Raw genomic sequence first — 15942 nt, 5'->3', positions numbered from 1 at the left:
GATTATGTCAGCAACTATTGGTTATGCCGCCCTGCATAAAGGCGCTCCCCTGGAACGTTTTAGTTTTGAACGCCGTGAGCCTAATGCACAAGACGTCGCTATTGATATTTTATATTGTGGTATTTGTCATTCCGATATCCATCAGGTAAACAATGATTGGGGATTCTCTCAATATCCTATGGTTCCTGGACATGAGATTGTTGGACGGGTTACTGCAGTCGGTGCAGATGTTACTCGCTTTGCTGTGGGTGATTTGGTAGGGGTTGGATGCATGGTTGATTCCTGTCGCCATTGTACAAACTGCCAACATCATGAGGAACAATATTGCGTGGCAGGTAGCACACAGACCTACAACTCTAAAGATGCTCATTCTGGAGGAGTGACATACGGTGGTTATTCTAAAAAGATTGTAGTCACCCAGGACTTCGTATTACGCATCAATCAATCGATGGATCCTGCTGCTGCAGCGCCATTATTGTGTGCCGGTATTACTACATACACGCCATTGAAAAAAGCTCAGGTTGGAAAGGGCAGTAAAATAGGGGTAGTAGGATTAGGTGGTCTGGGACATATGGCGGTTAAATTGGCCCATGCCATGGGTGCCTACGTCACAGTCTTCACTACTTCGGTAAATAAAGTGGATGCAGCAAAACAATTGGGTGCTTCCGATGTAGTACTCTCTACAGATGAACAAGCCATGAATGCTCTGGCCAATCAATATGATTTTATTCTGGATACGGTATCAGCCCAGCATGATATGAACCGTTATCTGAACCTTCTTAAGGTTGGTGGGCAATTTACTCAGGTGGGCTTGCCGGCTGAACCAATGGAACTGCCTTTATTACCTATGATTTTCAAGCGCTTGAATGTTAGCGGTTCGTTAATCGGTGGAATAAAAGATACGCAGGAGATGTTGGATTTTTGTGCCGAACATCACATTACTGCCGATATTGAGCTGATACGGATAGATGAAATTAATACGGCATTCAAACGCATGGAACAAGGTGATGTAAAATATCGATTTGTTATTGATATGTCTACACTCGCTTAAATCACGATCCAGTTAATGGATAATCCTCTCTTCATGGGGCATCTCGTACACCAGATATCATTTATTTGATGATATCTGGGTGTATATTCTCTGTTTTGGGGATTATTTTAATTTTTATAATGGATGAATCCTGAACCTGTTCAACCAATGCATCAAACTCAGTAAATGGAATTATCTCCCCCTCTTTGGGCAATTTTCCATGACGAGTGATGATAAGACCGTATAAGGTATTCAGCTCTTCCTCTTCAGAAGACAGAGTGATATCGCAATCCAGAGCTCTCTCGAGCGAATACAGAGAGCAGTCTCCTTTGGTACTGATCGAACCGTCTGGATTTTTTACCCAATCATCATGGGTTTTATGAAACTCATCTTTAATACGACCAATCATTACGTGCAACAGATTATCCAATGTTACAAATCCAATTAAAGTCGATTTATTCTTGTATACCAAGGCAAAATGCGGCATACCTGCACGAAATTTACGGAGTAAATCCATTGCCGGGAGCTTATGGGTTACCTTTAAAATAGGTCGTATGTAAGGTGTCACTGTGTTTATTTTGTTTTGCATTAATAAATCAGCAAACAGGTCTTTGACATGGATGACTCCAACCATTTCCTTTTTTGCCGTGTCATATACAGGATAGCGGCTGAATCTGTTTTTCAGGATTTTTTGAGCAATGATTGCAAAGGGCTCATCAATATTTAACGCGACCATTTCATCGGCAGGTCGCATGACTTCAGTCACATTAAGCTCGGCTAAATCCAGGGTATGTTCGAGGATTTCACGCTCATCCTTATCCAATTCTCCATGAAGATGACTACCACTCAAGATTAATTTGAGCTCATCACTGGAGTACGTTCCTTCATGATGGCTTGAGCTGTTTAATCCCAGGATTGAAAGAAAGAAATTGGAACAACTGTTTAACGCCCAGATTGCTGGATACATTAACCAGTAAAATGCGTATAACGGTATCGCCGTCCAGATTGAAATAATCATTGATTGTCTGATGGCAAGGGACTTTGGCATTAATTCACCAACAACAATATGAAGAAAAGAGATAATGCTAAAGGCAACCAGGAATGAGGTGAAGGTAATGATTTTGGGTGATGTGATTCCGGCAAATAGAAATAATGGCTCCAACAATTGAGCAAATGCGGGCTCCCCAATCCACCCAAGTCCTAATGAGGCAAGGGTAATCCCTAACTGACAGGCAGATAAATAGGCGTCTAACTGACGATGCACTTGTTCTAAAATACGTCCTCGGAGTCCGTAACGGTCTTTTATGGCTTGTATCTTGGTAGCCCTTATTTTAACCATTCCAAATTCTGCGGCAACGAAAAACGCATTAAGTAAAACCAGCAGGAACGCTAAAAAAATTAACATCAAATTATGCATTGATGATATCCATTATCAGTAGGTATTCTTTCATCACTCAATGAGCCTTAGTTTAATCATAACAGAAACTGGCATTAATGTAGTCTTATTACAGGGAGTCAGATGGTACAATGCTCATCAAGCCAATCAAAAATAATTCGTTCAAATTGAGCGCTGGCATCGACCTCACAATGTGAGCCAGCACCTGTTTGGGCTGAAAATACAACGTAGGTCTTTTCGCAGGTTAAGGCATCATAAAATGCTTTGCTGGAGCTCGCGATACGGTCATGAGGATTATCGCAAACCAGGGTGGGGCATCTAATTCCCTCAATATGATCTTCAAAAGTATATTCTTTAAGGCAATTCAGGTAATCGAATACAGAATGCAAGCCATGGGCAGACATTCGTGAATAAAAATAAAATGCTTTCATCGGATCTTTGCTGAATTGTGCCGAAAAAAAGAGATCCACTTGTTCTTTATTGCCCGTGTTCAGCCAGTCAAGAACTTCAGGATTAAGCATCTTTTGGAGATTGGTACCCAGGTTCATTTGAGCAGGATCGCAGATTAATCCAGACAAACGTTGTTCGCTGCATGCTGCACGTGGTACCAGATATCCTCCAAAGCTGCGTCCGATGCCAATATATCGATGATTGCGTGCATTGATATCCATCCAGTTCAGGATTGGAGAGCATGCTTTTTCAAAATCAGGACGCATGGTTAATCCGTATCTTCTAAGCACATGCCCTTGCCCGGGACCATCAAAGGTCAGAACATCATAACCTCTTGATAAGGCCGCGTTCACTAATGGGTATTGCTCTTCAACTGTACTGTCATACCCCCCGGGTATGAGCAAAGTGGCTTTAGGTGTGTTTGGCGTTGTAAAATAATAACCATCCAGACTGTGATGGTCAAAAGGCACTCTTACTTTTATCGCGTTGGGATGCAGGTGATGAAGCGCTCGTTCATAACAGGATTGCAGCTGATCATAGATAACCATGATTCGTGGATCTTCGAGGTTAGCCCTTAAAAAGAATTCACTGGCACGATGATATTCTGCAGCACGGAGGAAGGCTTTTCCGGCACTGTAAACATGCCCTGATTGTTCACTTTCCTTACCCATTTCGGCTACTGTTTCAGCCATATCATGCCAGGCCTTGTACCAGCTGTTAAACTCTTTATCTTTTATCTGATGCAAAGTAACAAAACATTCTCCAATATCTGCGCATTGAGCATGAGTTTTTCCCAGTGTTCTTATAAACTGGCTGTAAAACTCAGATGAGAAAACGGGATTTTTTTGATAAAAATCATAGTAATTAGCAGTCATTGCTGAAACACCTACGTTTTGTAATTCCGATTGCATGGAATAATAGGATTCATGATCATCATTATAGGGCAATCCTTAATTAGTGGATACAAGGAACGAATGAGCTCTTTGTAAATAAGTAGTCGTTGTAAATGAAGTGAAGCAGTAGAGTATGCGAGCAAAGATTCGATCTGCTTCGCTAACGTTCGTAATGATGCATTTTTTATGAGATAAATAAATTTTGTTCACAAAACCAGGTGCTTCGTTCTTAATTTCAGTTGCAATGCTGTTCAATAGGGTAGGCCACAAATCGTGTCTTATAAATTGAGTGAAGATAAACCTAATTCTCGTTTATACATCAAACGAAACAGAAGTTTGATTGAGTAATCCTGTTTCTATTAGATGTCGAACTAATTGGATTTTATTTTTGCTGCCAAAGCGATTTTTCAGTCGATTAAAATAGACTTCTACTGTTCTGGGGGAGAGATTCAGTAAATGTGCAATTTCCATGGATGTTTTTCCTTCGAGCAAATATAAAGCACATTGCAGTTCACGTCGTGATAATTCTAAAACGGGTTGAGCCAAATTTGATTTTACCTGAATACTGTTCAGGTAGTCCCTAATAGTCACTGATGTGAGTGAACTCGAAAAATCTACTTTGATGATGTGTGATCCTGTAGTGTTATTAATTTTGTAAGGTAATTTATAAGCTCGATTCAGTCTGTCGTTAAGTAGCACGGAATGTTTGTAGTAGGCAATGAATTGTTCCAATAAATCAATATGTCTGAAATAAAATTCATTCATATAATCTTTATGTGATTTAGCTGCAAAATGATAATAGTTTTGTTCATTCCCTGCCCGTTCAATGACAGTAAAAATGTAGAAAAGGCCAAATTCTATCCCTGATTGGTAGAGTTCCTCTGCTTTTCCTTCTCGTTTGACCAAATGCCAGAGTACATAACGCTGCGGTATGTCAAAGTGTGCTGTATGCAGATCCGATTGATGGAAGCCTTGCTCAAAATAAAAACGAAAATACTCGGGATTACTTGCATTGGCTGTCATTTCATTCTGCGAATTGATCATAACGTGACTGAAATAATCAATGCCTAATTTAAAAAGGGGTTGGCAAATCGTTTTCATGTCTTCAGCAAAGAGCAGGGTAGGGTGGTTTTTTAAGAATGAATTGAGATCCATCATAGTTAAGGGTTGTTGAGTTGATAATTGATTAAAATTTGGATTGGTGATAATATTTTGTCCATTTTTAGGGGGATTCTATATTGCCCTCGTAATGGAGTCAATTAGAATGTCTGTTTCTGGTGGTTTAGTGCGTGGTTTTTTGAGTACGCTTAAAAGTGCAGGATCCAGTAGTAGCTCCGTCGAAACGCGTGCTCTTTGGGAATACAGCCGCTTAAGAAATTCAACTAATTATTTAAACAATATAGCACCTCCAAATAATGATGAGGTGGATCTGAGAAGAACGCCCTCCTGGATCATGCGCTTTAATAATGTCCATTTTCGATCACCCTTAAAGGAATTGGTTTTTGCTTATCATCCTGAAGGATATTTATCCTCTATTGTTTATCCCCGACCGTTTGTAGCGAGAAAGGTGTATTCCCATTTTAAAGGCAAAGGCCCTCATTTTATTTTTTTTGACAGAAGTGTTGATGCCAATCCACGATTGGGAATTACCAAAGATTTATTTGATATTGAAGAGCGGACGGAAGCAAGGCGCTTCATAGAAACTATTGATAGTCTGGCTCCATTTAGTTCTGTTGAACAGTCTCTTTTTGAATTAATGCTCGATCCAAGCCCGGAAAATCTCCAAAAAATAAATGAGATTGAGTGTGATACAACCACAGACAGACCTTATTTTGGATCTTTGAATACCTTGGCCTTTGGCGGTGCTGTTCAGCAATTCGATGAGCGTTATGATCGGGTTGTTCCTGACGGCATTCCGGACATTCATCAAGCCATTCTTGACGTTGATGAAGAACGAGTACGTCAGTTATTAGAGGAAGATCCACACAGGGCTAATGTCAAAGATCCCAAGGGAATGCCAGCACATGAGCTGGCTGCTTATCTTGGTGTGTTGAGCATTGAAAAACTCTGTTTTGAGGCTCGGCAACATGAAGGAGTGATGACGGGACGGATGGATTTTAATCAACAGAAAAAATATGAGTTTATTTTAAAGGTTGCGGAGCGGGATGGAATTTTGCAATTACCGTGGATAGAACAGGTAAGACAAAAAAGTTATTCCATGATTATTTGTATTCCCAGAGTAGTGTTAGACGATCCTATGGCTCACTTTTTAGATTTGCGTCAACAGTATCTTGCTGAAGTAGAGCAAGCGCTGAGACATCCTCGCTCTTTAATGCATCAGAGCTGCATTGACGGTCATTTGGATGTGGTGCAGGGGGAGTTGAAGAAGGAGCCGGGGCTTCTGGAGAGTAAAGATCCATTCGGGTTTAGTCCTTTATTGTTAGCCATTGCGAATGGTCATTCAGCCATAACAGAGTATTTAATTAGCCAAGGTGCTTCGTTGAGTAACTACTCTCATGAATATAGGAAGGGTTCCTTATACTTCAGACCGATTGATAATGCTAAAACTCCTGAAATCATGGAAACGCTTCTTTATCGAGGTGTTACGCTCGATGAGGTGAACAGTCGCTTGGCTGATGCTGTGCGAATGAATGATTTTGCTATGGTGCGCATTATCTTGTTTTATCTGAAAACCTTGCCAGAAAATAAAGTTGGCCTTACTCCTTTTGAACTGGCTGTTAAATGGGCCAAGCCAGATGATTTGAGAATTTTGGAGTTCTTTTTAAAATATTGGACCAGACATGTTCCTGATGGCCCTTATGATCAGGAACGATTTCCTGAAGTGCCTAGTGATCCGATAGTCACCTCTGAAATGGAAGACTTGTTCGTAGCCCATAACAAGCGTTTGGATGCTAGGGCGCAACGTAAACGAGTAGGGCAAACAAGGATTGAGCAACCTGATTTTTCATTGGATAGGGTCGTGATTGAAACTCCGATTATTTTGGATGGGCAAAATTATCGTTCAATGATTAAACCGGCTCATTTGTTAGCTCAGGAAGAACTGGATGAGTTGATAAAAAAACCGGATATTTTTAAATTTTTAGGTGGTGAACAGGCCAGAAATCAGGCTGATTATTTCAGAGCCATGTTATTGCCTCAGCAGACGGATGCAGATCGTCAGTTTTATGTGGATGTTTGGAAGTCAGAAGACAATTCAATAACGAATTTTTTTGCTTTTGATGTGGAACGCATGTCCCATCCTAAATATGGTGATTTAATTTTGTTTCATGGCAAGTTGGCCTGTAATTTCAGTCCGATCGGTGTTGCTGATTTGAATTTTCATAGAATATCGCTAAGTCTGGCTGAGAATAATCCTAAAGCAACAGTTTTTGTATTTTTCAGAGCCATACCACCGGGATATGGAATGAGTTATGTCCCTCCGGGAATGACTTTTTACCCTAAAAATCATTTGCCTGACGAACTGGTAACCAGTATTTTCGCAACGAAGGGGATTAAAATTGAGCATCGTATCGTTGGTACTGATGTTAATGCGAAAACATTGCCTCCATTTTTTCAGCTCCCTCAAGAATATCATCGGTATCTCACGAGTGGGTTGTCCGATAAAGCATTACCAGTATGCTATCGTCTTGGTAGCGATAATGTTCAATTGGTTTATGCCAAACTGGCCAGTTATGGTTTTCATGATAACCGTGAATTTGCTCGATGTTGGGAGGAGTTGGAATCATTAGAGAACGCAGAGCAATCAAAGCTCCGGGTGAACAGATAAATTGTCACTATGCCTGTTTGTCTATTACCTAATGGGTAGTGTTTGAATTAGATGATCTTTAAACAATACCAAAACGGTATAGACAACAGCAAAATACCCAGTTTCAGCAGCGCTAAACAGGAATTAAAGCGTAAAAGAGGTTTAAGCTGGAAATTTTTTTTCTTGTTGAGTAACTCTTCAAAGCACAGATAGTAATTGGATTGATAGGGAAATATCCATGCTTCAGTAGCCATCAGGATAATAAAGGCAACAAGCCAACTATTAATCCCTGCTTTTTGAGTCACTGGCATGATTACTGCAAACAGCAATGCAGGGGCGGTCATAGTACCCAGTATTAATCCGCACAACCAGCTTATCAGATAAATACCGGTGATGATGAACATAATGTTGCTATCAGCAATGTTTGAGATCAAGATTAATCGGTTGCTGAGCCATAAATCAATACCGGTATTTTGTATGTAACGCATGATCCCAATGATGGCTCCGAGGTAGAATAGAAATGACCAGTTAATTTTGGTTTTAAATTCATGCAGTTCTATGGCTCCGGTAAGGAACAGAACAAAAAACACAACACTACAAATAAAGAACCCGGGAATGGGATGCCAGGCATTTAAGAAGAGTCCGATAAGCAACGTTGCTATTCCTGTAATTGCTGCCCATTCTTCGACAGTTAATGTGCCTAAAGAGAGTAACTCCTTCTTCAGTCTGAATTTGTTGATGCTTATAGAGTGATTTATTCGAAACAAACGGGATTGGACAATAAAATATAACCCAGTCAGTAATACTCCGGGAAAGGAGGCAGCCAATAACCAGTCAAACCAGCTAAACTGTCCCATCTGCTGTTGGGAAAGCATGGCATAGAGTATTGAGTTGCTTGATTTTCCTGTAAGAAATACAGTTGATAATAAAATACATCCATTAAAACTGGCACAAGCTAATGCATTTGCTGAAGCACTGCGTGGGTTTATTTTGCTGCTGGTTACGAGGTCATCCAGTAAGGGAGCCATAAGAGTAACTCGAGCACTTTGGACGCTGATAACCGGGGTCATTAATGCTCCCATAGTAAAAAGTGTTTTTTGCAACAAGGATTGACTGGGTGGCAGGCGATACAGTAAAAATAGGGAAAATCGATAAAATAATTGAGATTTGATTAACACACAGCTAATACCGAATAGACTTAAAGTAAGAAAGAAACTATCGGAAATAAAGCCAGAAAGAATAATATATTGTGGGTTAAAATTAAAAAATAATGTGCTTAAAATAATACAAACAGCTGGGATACTTTCGGGAACAAGGCGAAAAATCCACATCCCCAAAGCAGCACAAAAAACGACTGCAAAATGAGACAGATTGGCATTTAATGCCGTATTGTGAACCATGATTTGCATGATAAGCGTGCAGATGATGGTGGTACTCCATCCCAAAATGGTGCGAAATACTGTTTTGTCATTAATGTATGACAGCATGTGCAATCGTAGAATTTGTTTAGAATACATCCTAATGTTCCATAAATAAGCCATTAAAAAGAGCGGCGATTATTCTCTAAAAGGACTTATCAGTCATGTCAGTAAAATTACTTATTTTGATGTATGGATTGCTCTTTAAGGGCTGAGTGTTTCTGTCCCTATAGGTAATAATGGGCGTATTGGATCCACATTTGTGTGCACAAGTGTTCGGTGAAGTGGAGCTTCTTTCGCTCCAACACACCGCGCGTAGCGTGAGGGAGGGCTAGGGACACTGCCATTAAGTTAAGAAAAATTCACTTTAAAAGGTTGGGCCTTGGCCCAACATTGAGGCCTGGCTTGATTCAGAGCCCGTTTTGGGCCAAGGCCCAACCTACAAATATACCTTAACTTAATGGCAGTTAGGGTTTAGGCTGAGGGGGTTAAAATAGTAGGAATTTGAGAGTTATGGCTAATAGAGCCAGAAGAATTAACCTTGGTTTTTAATGGCACAAAAACAATCAATAGTGTGATCATTTACCAGACCAACTGCCTGCATGTAAGCATACATTATTGTTGATCCAACAAAAGTCATCCCTCTTTTTTTAAGGTCTTTGGACAAGGCATCTGACTCAGGTGTGTTGGCAGGGATATCCTGTAGGGTTTTTGGGCGATTGATTTTAGGTGTACCACCAACGAAGCGCCAAATATAGGCATCAAAGGAACCGAATTCTTGTTGAATTGCCAAAAAAACACGTGCATTTTTTCTCGTTGAGTAGATTTTAAGTCTGTTACGAATAATTTGAGGGTTCATCATCTGTTGTTCCAGCTCTTCATCGGACATTTGTGCAACGTGGTCTGGGTTGAATTGTTTAAATGCTTCTCGATAACCTTCTCGCCTTTTTAAGATAGTCTCCCAGTTCAAGCCGGCCTGTGCTCCCTCAAGCAATAGCATTTCAAAATGCTTTAGATCATCATGTATTGGAACACCCCATTCGGAGTCATGATAGTGTTCATAATGTGGCTTATTTAGTCCTACCCAGCCACACCGTTTTAAAGGGGTCATTTTGTTCATAGTGCTCTTGGTTCGTAATGTCTTTAAAATTAAGACATTATACTGTAACGATGTGGTTTTTAAATAAAATCCTGTCATAATTATAAGCAACAAACAGGATGAGGTCGACGTTTCATGGAGCAATTGATACCTAAAGGTTATTTAAGCTATTTCGTTCACACAGACAAGATGGTAAATATTATCTATGCGTTGTGTTTATTTGTAATTGGTTATTTTTTTGCAAAACGATTAGGCATATTGGCTGAACGAACATTTATTAAACGGTTTTCTCGCCATCAGACCATGCTCATCAGAAGAGTTGTTTTTTATGCTGTGTTCACTATATTTGCAGTGACCAGCTTGCAGCATATTGGATTTAAGCTGAGTGTGTTACTGGGGGCGGCAGGAGTATTTACCGTAGCAATCAGTTTTGCTTCACAAACCGCAGCTTCGAATTTAATCAGCGGCATATTTTTGCTATTTGAACATCCATTTAAGGTGGGCGATACTGTAGAGGTCAAAGGCATAACAGGCGTTGTGGATTCAATAGATTTACTTTCTACGAAGCTTAAAACATCCGACAATAAATTAGTCAGAATACCCAATGAGGCCATGATAAAATCGGAGATTACCAATCTGAGTTATTTCTCAACTCGACGTCTTGATATTATTGTTGCAGTTGCTTATGACTGTGATATTAGCCAGGTTAAATCCATGCTCTTGGATATAGCACAACACTGCGAACAGGTATTAAAAGATCCTGAACCTATGGTAAGCATTAATAATTTTGCCAATTCTGCTGTAGAACTCAAATTTATGGTATGGGTTAGTACTAGCGAACTATCGGCTGCACGGAATATTTTGCAGGAACGCATAAAACAGCAATTTGACCGCGCGGGTATCGAGACTCCTTTACCACAATATATGGTACCAGCTTTAAAGGTGTAAGCTGCTTTGTGATGAAGGGTCATCCATTGATTTTATTGGGGCATTAGCGATTATGTGATTTAAACTTCCATGCCTGCTCACTAAATTCCCTAATCTTCCTTCTTTCAGTGCCTTTATTTCTGCTTTGTTTAAAGGCTCTGGTTTGGGTTGATCGGGGTCAAGAATTTGTTCCAGCTTTGATGCCGCACTGATTTTTATTTCCCGATTTTTTGTATTGAAATGATCGGTACCCAACAGCATATCCTGGATAAAATACAGTACAGAGACAATTCCTAAAAAATTATAATGAAATTCCCATTCATTTTTCCTTAGCTTTTGATATTCCGCCAATTCATGGGCCAAGGAAACAGGTTTGGATTTGGCATGGGCAAACTGTTCCTGTCGGGTTAATACGACAGAAGCATGGGTGTTGTTGTATTTAATATTTTGCCCGGGTCTATTTAACTCAGCGAGAGTCGCTTTGCATGGCGGATAGCCCTGGCTTGTAATGAACTGAAATATTCGGGCACATCTTTGTTCAAGTCCAGCATAATCATGTTGGGTTAGGTGGTTTGCAGAACTCAGAAACGATGCTGCTGCTTGAAACAACGTTAAGCTGGAGGCCAGTTTTCTCGCGTCAGTAGTGCCTCCCATCAGTGTTTCAACGGGGATTTTTTGTAGTTGACGTTCGATAAGGCTGACAGTCTCATTATAACGTTTAAAAAGAAGGGGATCTCTTAAATAGTCACAGGCTTCTTTAAAATCTGCTATACCATAGCGTTTGGCAAATTCACTATATCCCAGTGATTGGAGTTGCGGAATTATATACCAAATCCAATGGCTGGTTTTTCTACCTTTCTGTAGTTCCGATTTGGCTTTATCATAGCCTGGTTGTCCTTTTTGTGCTTCATGATATCGCTTCAGGCTCATAGATGCGCTCTCGTAATTATTGTATTTTTGTATCATAAATAAACAAATGAGCTTTGTCATTCATGGCTTTACTGCGGAGTCATATTTTCATAAGCGATGGGATCTTTATCTGCCTGATCACTGTTTTCAAGTTGCTCCGCGGTGACATTCAGTCCAGGGCCAAAGAACGTCGCGTGTTCCTTAGGGAGGGGAGCATTGATGATTGCAGGTTTTGGTTCCTCTGTGAAGGTTTGTTGAAGATTTAAAAGATCTTGCATGTGTTTGGAGTGACTTGAATTTCCTTTTGAAGCAGAATTATCGTTTTTAAGATTCTGCTCATGCATGTACAGAGATTCATCCAGAATGGTTTCTTTTTGGTGCTCTTCTTTTTTTCTCATATAGGTTCGTTCATCGTATTGCGTTACCTTTTCAGCTATCCATCGTATCAAGCCGGCAACGGCAAGGCTTATACCTACACCTACCATAATAGGAACAAATACATGAGGCGCTGCTATAACACCTATTCCCAGAAGTAAACCCATAAATGAAACCAGAGTTGCGGCAGCGTTTAACATAAAGGTACTAAACGATATACTAAGCTTATCGGAAGCCAGGTTATTTTCAAAATTAAGCTCTTGGATAGGTTTGGTAATAAGGGAAATTTCTTCTTCTGTAGTTAATATATCTTTTTGAATTTTTTGAATTTCGTCAAGAATTTCATCATGTCCTTCCAGTTTGGTTACTTCAGTAATTAAAGACAGCTTTTCTGCCAATTCTCTCAATTGCTCTTTATGAATTTTGTAGAGCTCAGAGAGTTGAGATGCTGTATTTTCCGGATTTTGGCCGATGATTATTTCTTTCTTGTTGAGAATACCTTTTATGAATCCTAGTTCATCCTTTAATTTTCTTTTGGTTTCTTTTTTTAATTGATTACCAGCAACTAGATGTTCCAGTTCTACCGCACGAACTTCTAATTGTTCATTGTATTTATCCGTTTCAGGATATCTGCGTTCTTGAATCAGAGTCACAAATTCCTTGCTTTCATTATAGCGGTTTGATTTTTTAAATTTATCAATCACTCTGGTAGTGAAATTATAACCCTCCAACAAAGTGAAGATCGAGGAAAAAACAGTTCCTAAAATCAGGGTAGCTATACTTCCAAGCATAAATGCAGCAAGGGCAATGCCACCAACTACCAAAAGAACCAAGCCAGTGATTGCTTTTTGGGTAAATGTGATTTTTGGATCAGCAATGAAGGATATAGCTTGTGGTATTGCTGCAATGGTTTGGAATACACTGCCAATAATTGGTATTGTTTTAAAGGAGCTTAAAAATGATGCAATTACATTAAATACATTGCTAATACCTGTAGTGACTAAGGAGGCAAATCTGCTGCCTTCGTACACCTGTTCCATAAGGGTTTTTCTTTCTAAAAGCAGAGCAAGTATGTTCTCTTTTAATCTCTGCATTTTATCAGATAATCTGGATTGTTTGTTTGAACCCTTAGCCATAAAGATACATTCTTATCTTAATAAATTGAAGATGAGTTCTATTTTACTACATTTTTGGCTTAAATAAACCTTTTTTTTCTAATTTTACACAATCGGTTATTTTTTTTGTTTAAAGACCAGTTAAAAAAGGAAGTAGTGTGCACATCGTTAGAGAGTATGAATATTTTTAAAAAGAATTGCATATTCCTTATTCCAATGATTTGAATCATGGGAACCTGAAGTTAGAGAGATTGATTTAACTTTTTTATTATCCAAAAAATGATTCTGAGTGAACATTAATCCAAACTCAGCAGTTTCTTCAATTAATGGGGAGACTAAGAATCCTGATTTTGCCATATTGGCAATCAAACGGAACTGTCTTTTACTGCCATTGTTCAATTCAACAGTGACTTGGAGAGGGTGGGGTTTAAATAAAATTGCTGCAATCGATCCCCAAATGGTTGGTTTTACAATGATTTCAGCAAATACGGGGAGCTTTGATTGAGGTACTTGGACCTTTTCTCCCAAAACATGTTGCTCCTTGTTTATCAAGTGCAGTGGTTTGGCGATTTTATGATGTTCATTTTTTTTAAGAATTAAAAAATCATTAACTAATTGAACGGGGTGGTAATTATTCAGTAGCTCGGGCCAACTGGCACCATCATCAAGAGAGGGTATTCGTTCATCTATAGCCTGTATTTTAAACAGAATATTATCTGGCCGGCGGTCACTTAACAGGTGATTTTTATTTTTTTCAGCCATAACTGGAGTAAAAACGGAATAACTTTGAAAGATTGGACGAGGAGACCAGAGTGCATCCGAGGCCAATAATAAGCTTTGATCATAAGAATAGATGTCTGCAGTTCCTTCTAGCTGTGGAAGGGGGCATTGATTATGCAGATAGATCATGCTGACACGATAATTTTCCTTTACCCATTGGGGATCTTGAACCCGGCTTTTCAAACCATACCATGAGGCTGAATAAGTAGAGATAAAATTATTCAGTAAGGAAATTTTAGTGTGCTGACCGTCAATATAACTGGTTGTATATAATGAAAAAATAAGAGTGACTATGACCCATTTTGAACGAAACAAAAAAGGCAGAAGCAGTGCTGCAATCAAAATAGAGGTACCGGTAATAAATGAGTGGCCAAAATGTCGGGTGAAACCAGCCTTGAAAGAAAGAAATAGAAAAATTATAAAAATAGTGAAGTAAAAGACTCGGGTAACAACAGATGGTTGTTTTTGTTTAATAATGGTGAAGAGAACAAAAGCCGAAGAGATCAAATAAAGCGTTATTTCTTTATTATCTCCATCTAATGCCATAGCCTCCGTAAATCCTGAGGCCAGAACAATTGAGTTGATGACGTAATAGGGGAAATCGATAATCGATTGACCTGATATACTCCAAAACAAAATGCTCGCACTCAGTGGAGAAAGAAGACATACAGCAGACATGATTTTTTGTTTGTGCAGGGCAAAAAACACGGCACACAGGAAAGAAACAACACCGCTTATTATGAGCAGGGAACCCTTAATTAAGGCTAATAAGCCAAGTGGAGCAAACAATAAGCTCAATATAATGCAGGTGATTTTATTTGAATAAGGGATGCGAGTTTGAGGGTTTAGATTTTTGAAGCATATCAGACTGATCATTAATGGATAGGAGAACAATAAGGAGTCCCTGGCATAAATCATCCCAAAAATAAGGACTGCAAAAGAAATACTCCAGCGCCATTTAGTGTCCTGCATCAATAAAATAATACAAAGCCAGAAGGATAAAGCCAGATAGATACTACCGCCTACCATCATCGAATCCGTGACTGGGTGATAAAATTTGGTGTATATCGAAGAATAGGGGCCTAAGGTAAAAATAACCTCTTTGCCAAATGAGAGTCCCTGGGCTACAGCCTGGTTAAGTCCCATGGACCAGGATGCATCAAGTCCAGGTGCCGGCATTTTTGGGGAAAATGGAACGATGACCAAAAGCAAAATCATGAGAAAAACGAGTTTGAGCAACCAGTCGATTAGAGAGTGTAGACTAAAGAACTTATAGCCATGACCTGCAGTACTCGTTAAGAACATCCTGACTTCCTGACTCCATATGAGTTATGTGTGGGGGCATGCATTATTGGGTTATTTAATATCACCGATCCCGATAATCTGAAAGCCCTCTTGATTTGCCACGTTATAATACATTATCTCTGATTTAATTCATGCATTTTGATGCGTCAGATCTCTGTACATGACCCAAAAGCTGTCTTGCCCGCACAGGCGGGCAACTATTTGGCATTTGGCACCGCAGTATGTTGAGATAACTCGTTGCTATAGAATAAAAATCATATCATCTCGAACGCCAAAAATAGGTGATATGGAGTGTATCAGAGGGTTGAAAGAGAGTTTAAACGTGGAGAAAATAGTCCTTACTGGCTCTTTGACATCGATTTATCTTGATGAATGGTTGCCCGCCTGTGCGGGCAAGACAGTTTTTTCTCATGTACAGAGGCGTCAGATTGTAAATAGAATCAAGCCGTGATTTTAAGGATCACGGCTTCAGGTGGATG

At 39.5% G+C, this 15942-nt stretch carries 11 protein-coding genes; 3 read left to right on the top strand and 8 right to left on the bottom strand.

Annotated elements, in window-relative coordinates:
* The first annotated feature begins 4 nt into the window (after positions 1-4).
* Positions 5-1051: an NAD(P)-dependent alcohol dehydrogenase gene (locus G543_RS0105180; protein ID WP_028383589.1), complete on the top strand. Its 1047-nt coding sequence runs from the start codon at positions 5-7 to the stop codon at positions 1049-1051.
* Positions 1052-1112: 61 nt separating this feature from the next.
* Here G543_RS0105180 and G543_RS0105175 read toward each other — a convergent pair whose 3' ends face one another.
* The 3 genes from G543_RS0105175 to G543_RS0105165 all read right to left on the bottom strand — a co-directional run bounded on the left by G543_RS0105175 (position 1113) and on the right by G543_RS0105165 (position 4927).
* A complete protein-coding gene (locus G543_RS0105175; RefSeq protein WP_028383588.1) occupies positions 1113-2447 on the bottom strand; it encodes a hemolysin family protein in 1335 nt (444 codons plus the stop codon).
* Between the two features lie 98 nt (positions 2448-2545).
* A complete protein-coding gene (locus G543_RS0105170; protein ID WP_028383587.1) occupies positions 2546-3751 on the bottom strand; it encodes an alpha/beta hydrolase family protein in 1206 nt (401 codons plus the stop codon).
* Between the two features lie 330 nt (positions 3752-4081).
* On the bottom strand, positions 4082-4927 hold the full coding sequence (locus G543_RS0105165) for a helix-turn-helix transcriptional regulator (protein WP_028383586.1): 846 nt from the start codon (positions 4925-4927) through the stop codon (positions 4082-4084).
* A 106-nt stretch (positions 4928-5033) separates the two neighbouring features.
* Here G543_RS0105165 and G543_RS0105160 point away from each other — a divergent pair, with 106 nt between their 5' ends.
* The gene (locus tag G543_RS0105160; RefSeq protein ID WP_028383585.1) at positions 5034-7556 is read left to right on the top strand and encodes an ankyrin repeat domain-containing protein; all 2523 of its coding nucleotides are present in this window, start codon (positions 5034-5036) and stop codon (positions 7554-7556) included.
* Between the two features lie 47 nt (positions 7557-7603).
* Here G543_RS0105160 and G543_RS0105155 read toward each other — a convergent pair whose 3' ends face one another.
* Both G543_RS0105155 and G543_RS0105150 read right to left on the bottom strand, forming a co-directional pair.
* On the bottom strand, positions 7604-9052 hold the full coding sequence (locus G543_RS0105155; RefSeq protein WP_028383584.1) for an SLC13 family permease: 1449 nt from the start codon (positions 9050-9052) through the stop codon (positions 7604-7606).
* Positions 9053-9488: 436 nt separating this feature from the next.
* Complete coding sequence (locus G543_RS0105150) at positions 9489-10064, bottom strand: DNA-3-methyladenine glycosylase I (RefSeq protein WP_420795228.1); 576 nt, start codon at positions 10062-10064, stop codon at positions 9489-9491.
* 123 nt (positions 10065-10187) lie between these two features.
* On the opposite strand from G543_RS0105150, the gene G543_RS0105145 reads away from it, so the two are divergent.
* Positions 10188-11000 carry a mechanosensitive ion channel family protein gene (locus G543_RS0105145; RefSeq protein ID WP_028383582.1) on the top strand — a complete coding sequence of 271 codons (813 nt, stop codon included), beginning with the start codon at positions 10188-10190 and terminating at the stop codon, positions 10998-11000.
* Here the strand turns inward: G543_RS0105145 and G543_RS18335 are convergent.
* From G543_RS18335 to G543_RS17135, 3 genes are all read right to left on the bottom strand, one after another.
* The gene (locus G543_RS18335) at positions 10989-11909 is read right to left on the bottom strand and encodes a DUF1810 family protein (RefSeq protein ID WP_081675613.1); all 921 of its coding nucleotides are present in this window, start codon (positions 11907-11909) and stop codon (positions 10989-10991) included. The two genes, G543_RS0105145 and G543_RS18335, sit on opposite strands and share 12 nt — an antisense overlap.
* A gap of 68 nt (positions 11910-11977) precedes the next feature.
* Positions 11978-13399 (bottom strand): T4SS effector SidA family protein, encoded by a 1422-nt coding sequence (locus tag G543_RS0105135; RefSeq protein WP_028383581.1) that lies wholly within the window; start codon positions 13397-13399, stop codon positions 11978-11980.
* A gap of 147 nt (positions 13400-13546) precedes the next feature.
* Positions 13547-15463 carry a hypothetical protein gene (locus tag G543_RS17135; protein ID WP_051190588.1) on the bottom strand — a complete coding sequence of 639 codons (1917 nt, stop codon included), beginning with the start codon at positions 15461-15463 and terminating at the stop codon, positions 13547-13549.
* Positions 15464-15942: the final 479 nt, after the last annotated feature.

The sequence above is a fragment of the Legionella moravica DSM 19234 genome (genome assembly GCF_000423305.1).
In the GTDB taxonomy this organism is placed as follows: domain Bacteria; phylum Pseudomonadota; class Gammaproteobacteria; order Legionellales; family Legionellaceae; genus Legionella; species Legionella moravica.
This window is presented reverse-complemented; position numbering and strand designations above follow the sequence as displayed.

What these genes read in the sequence shown, in the direction of transcription:
- G543_RS0105180 (WP_028383589.1), top strand. Translation starts at nt 5, where the DNA reads ATGTCAGCAACTATTGGTTATGCCGCCCTGCATAAAGGCGCTCCCCTG.
- G543_RS0105175 (WP_028383588.1), bottom strand. Translation starts at nt 2,447, where the DNA reads ATGCATAATTTGATGTTAATTTTTTTAGCGTTCCTGCTGGTTTTACTT.
- G543_RS0105170 (WP_028383587.1), bottom strand. Translation starts at nt 3,751, where the DNA reads ATGACTGCTAATTACTATGATTTTTATCAAAAAAATCCCGTTTTCTCA.
- G543_RS0105165 (WP_028383586.1), bottom strand. Translation starts at nt 4,927, where the DNA reads ATGATGGATCTCAATTCATTCTTAAAAAACCACCCTACCCTGCTCTTT.
- G543_RS0105160 (WP_028383585.1), top strand. Translation starts at nt 5,034, where the DNA reads ATGTCTGTTTCTGGTGGTTTAGTGCGTGGTTTTTTGAGTACGCTTAAA.
- G543_RS0105155 (WP_028383584.1), bottom strand. Translation starts at nt 9,052, where the DNA reads ATGTATTCTAAACAAATTCTACGATTGCACATGCTGTCATACATTAAT.
- G543_RS0105150 (WP_420795228.1), bottom strand. Translation starts at nt 10,064, where the DNA reads ATGACCCCTTTAAAACGGTGTGGCTGGGTAGGACTAAATAAGCCACAT.
- G543_RS0105145 (WP_028383582.1), top strand. Translation starts at nt 10,188, where the DNA reads ATGGAGCAATTGATACCTAAAGGTTATTTAAGCTATTTCGTTCACACA.
- G543_RS18335 (WP_081675613.1), bottom strand. Translation starts at nt 11,909, where the DNA reads ATGAGCCTGAAGCGATATCATGAAGCACAAAAAGGACAACCAGGCTAT.
- G543_RS0105135 (WP_028383581.1), bottom strand. Translation starts at nt 13,399, where the DNA reads ATGGCTAAGGGTTCAAACAAACAATCCAGATTATCTGATAAAATGCAG.
- G543_RS17135 (WP_051190588.1), bottom strand. Translation starts at nt 15,463, where the DNA reads ATGTTCTTAACGAGTACTGCAGGTCATGGCTATAAGTTCTTTAGTCTA.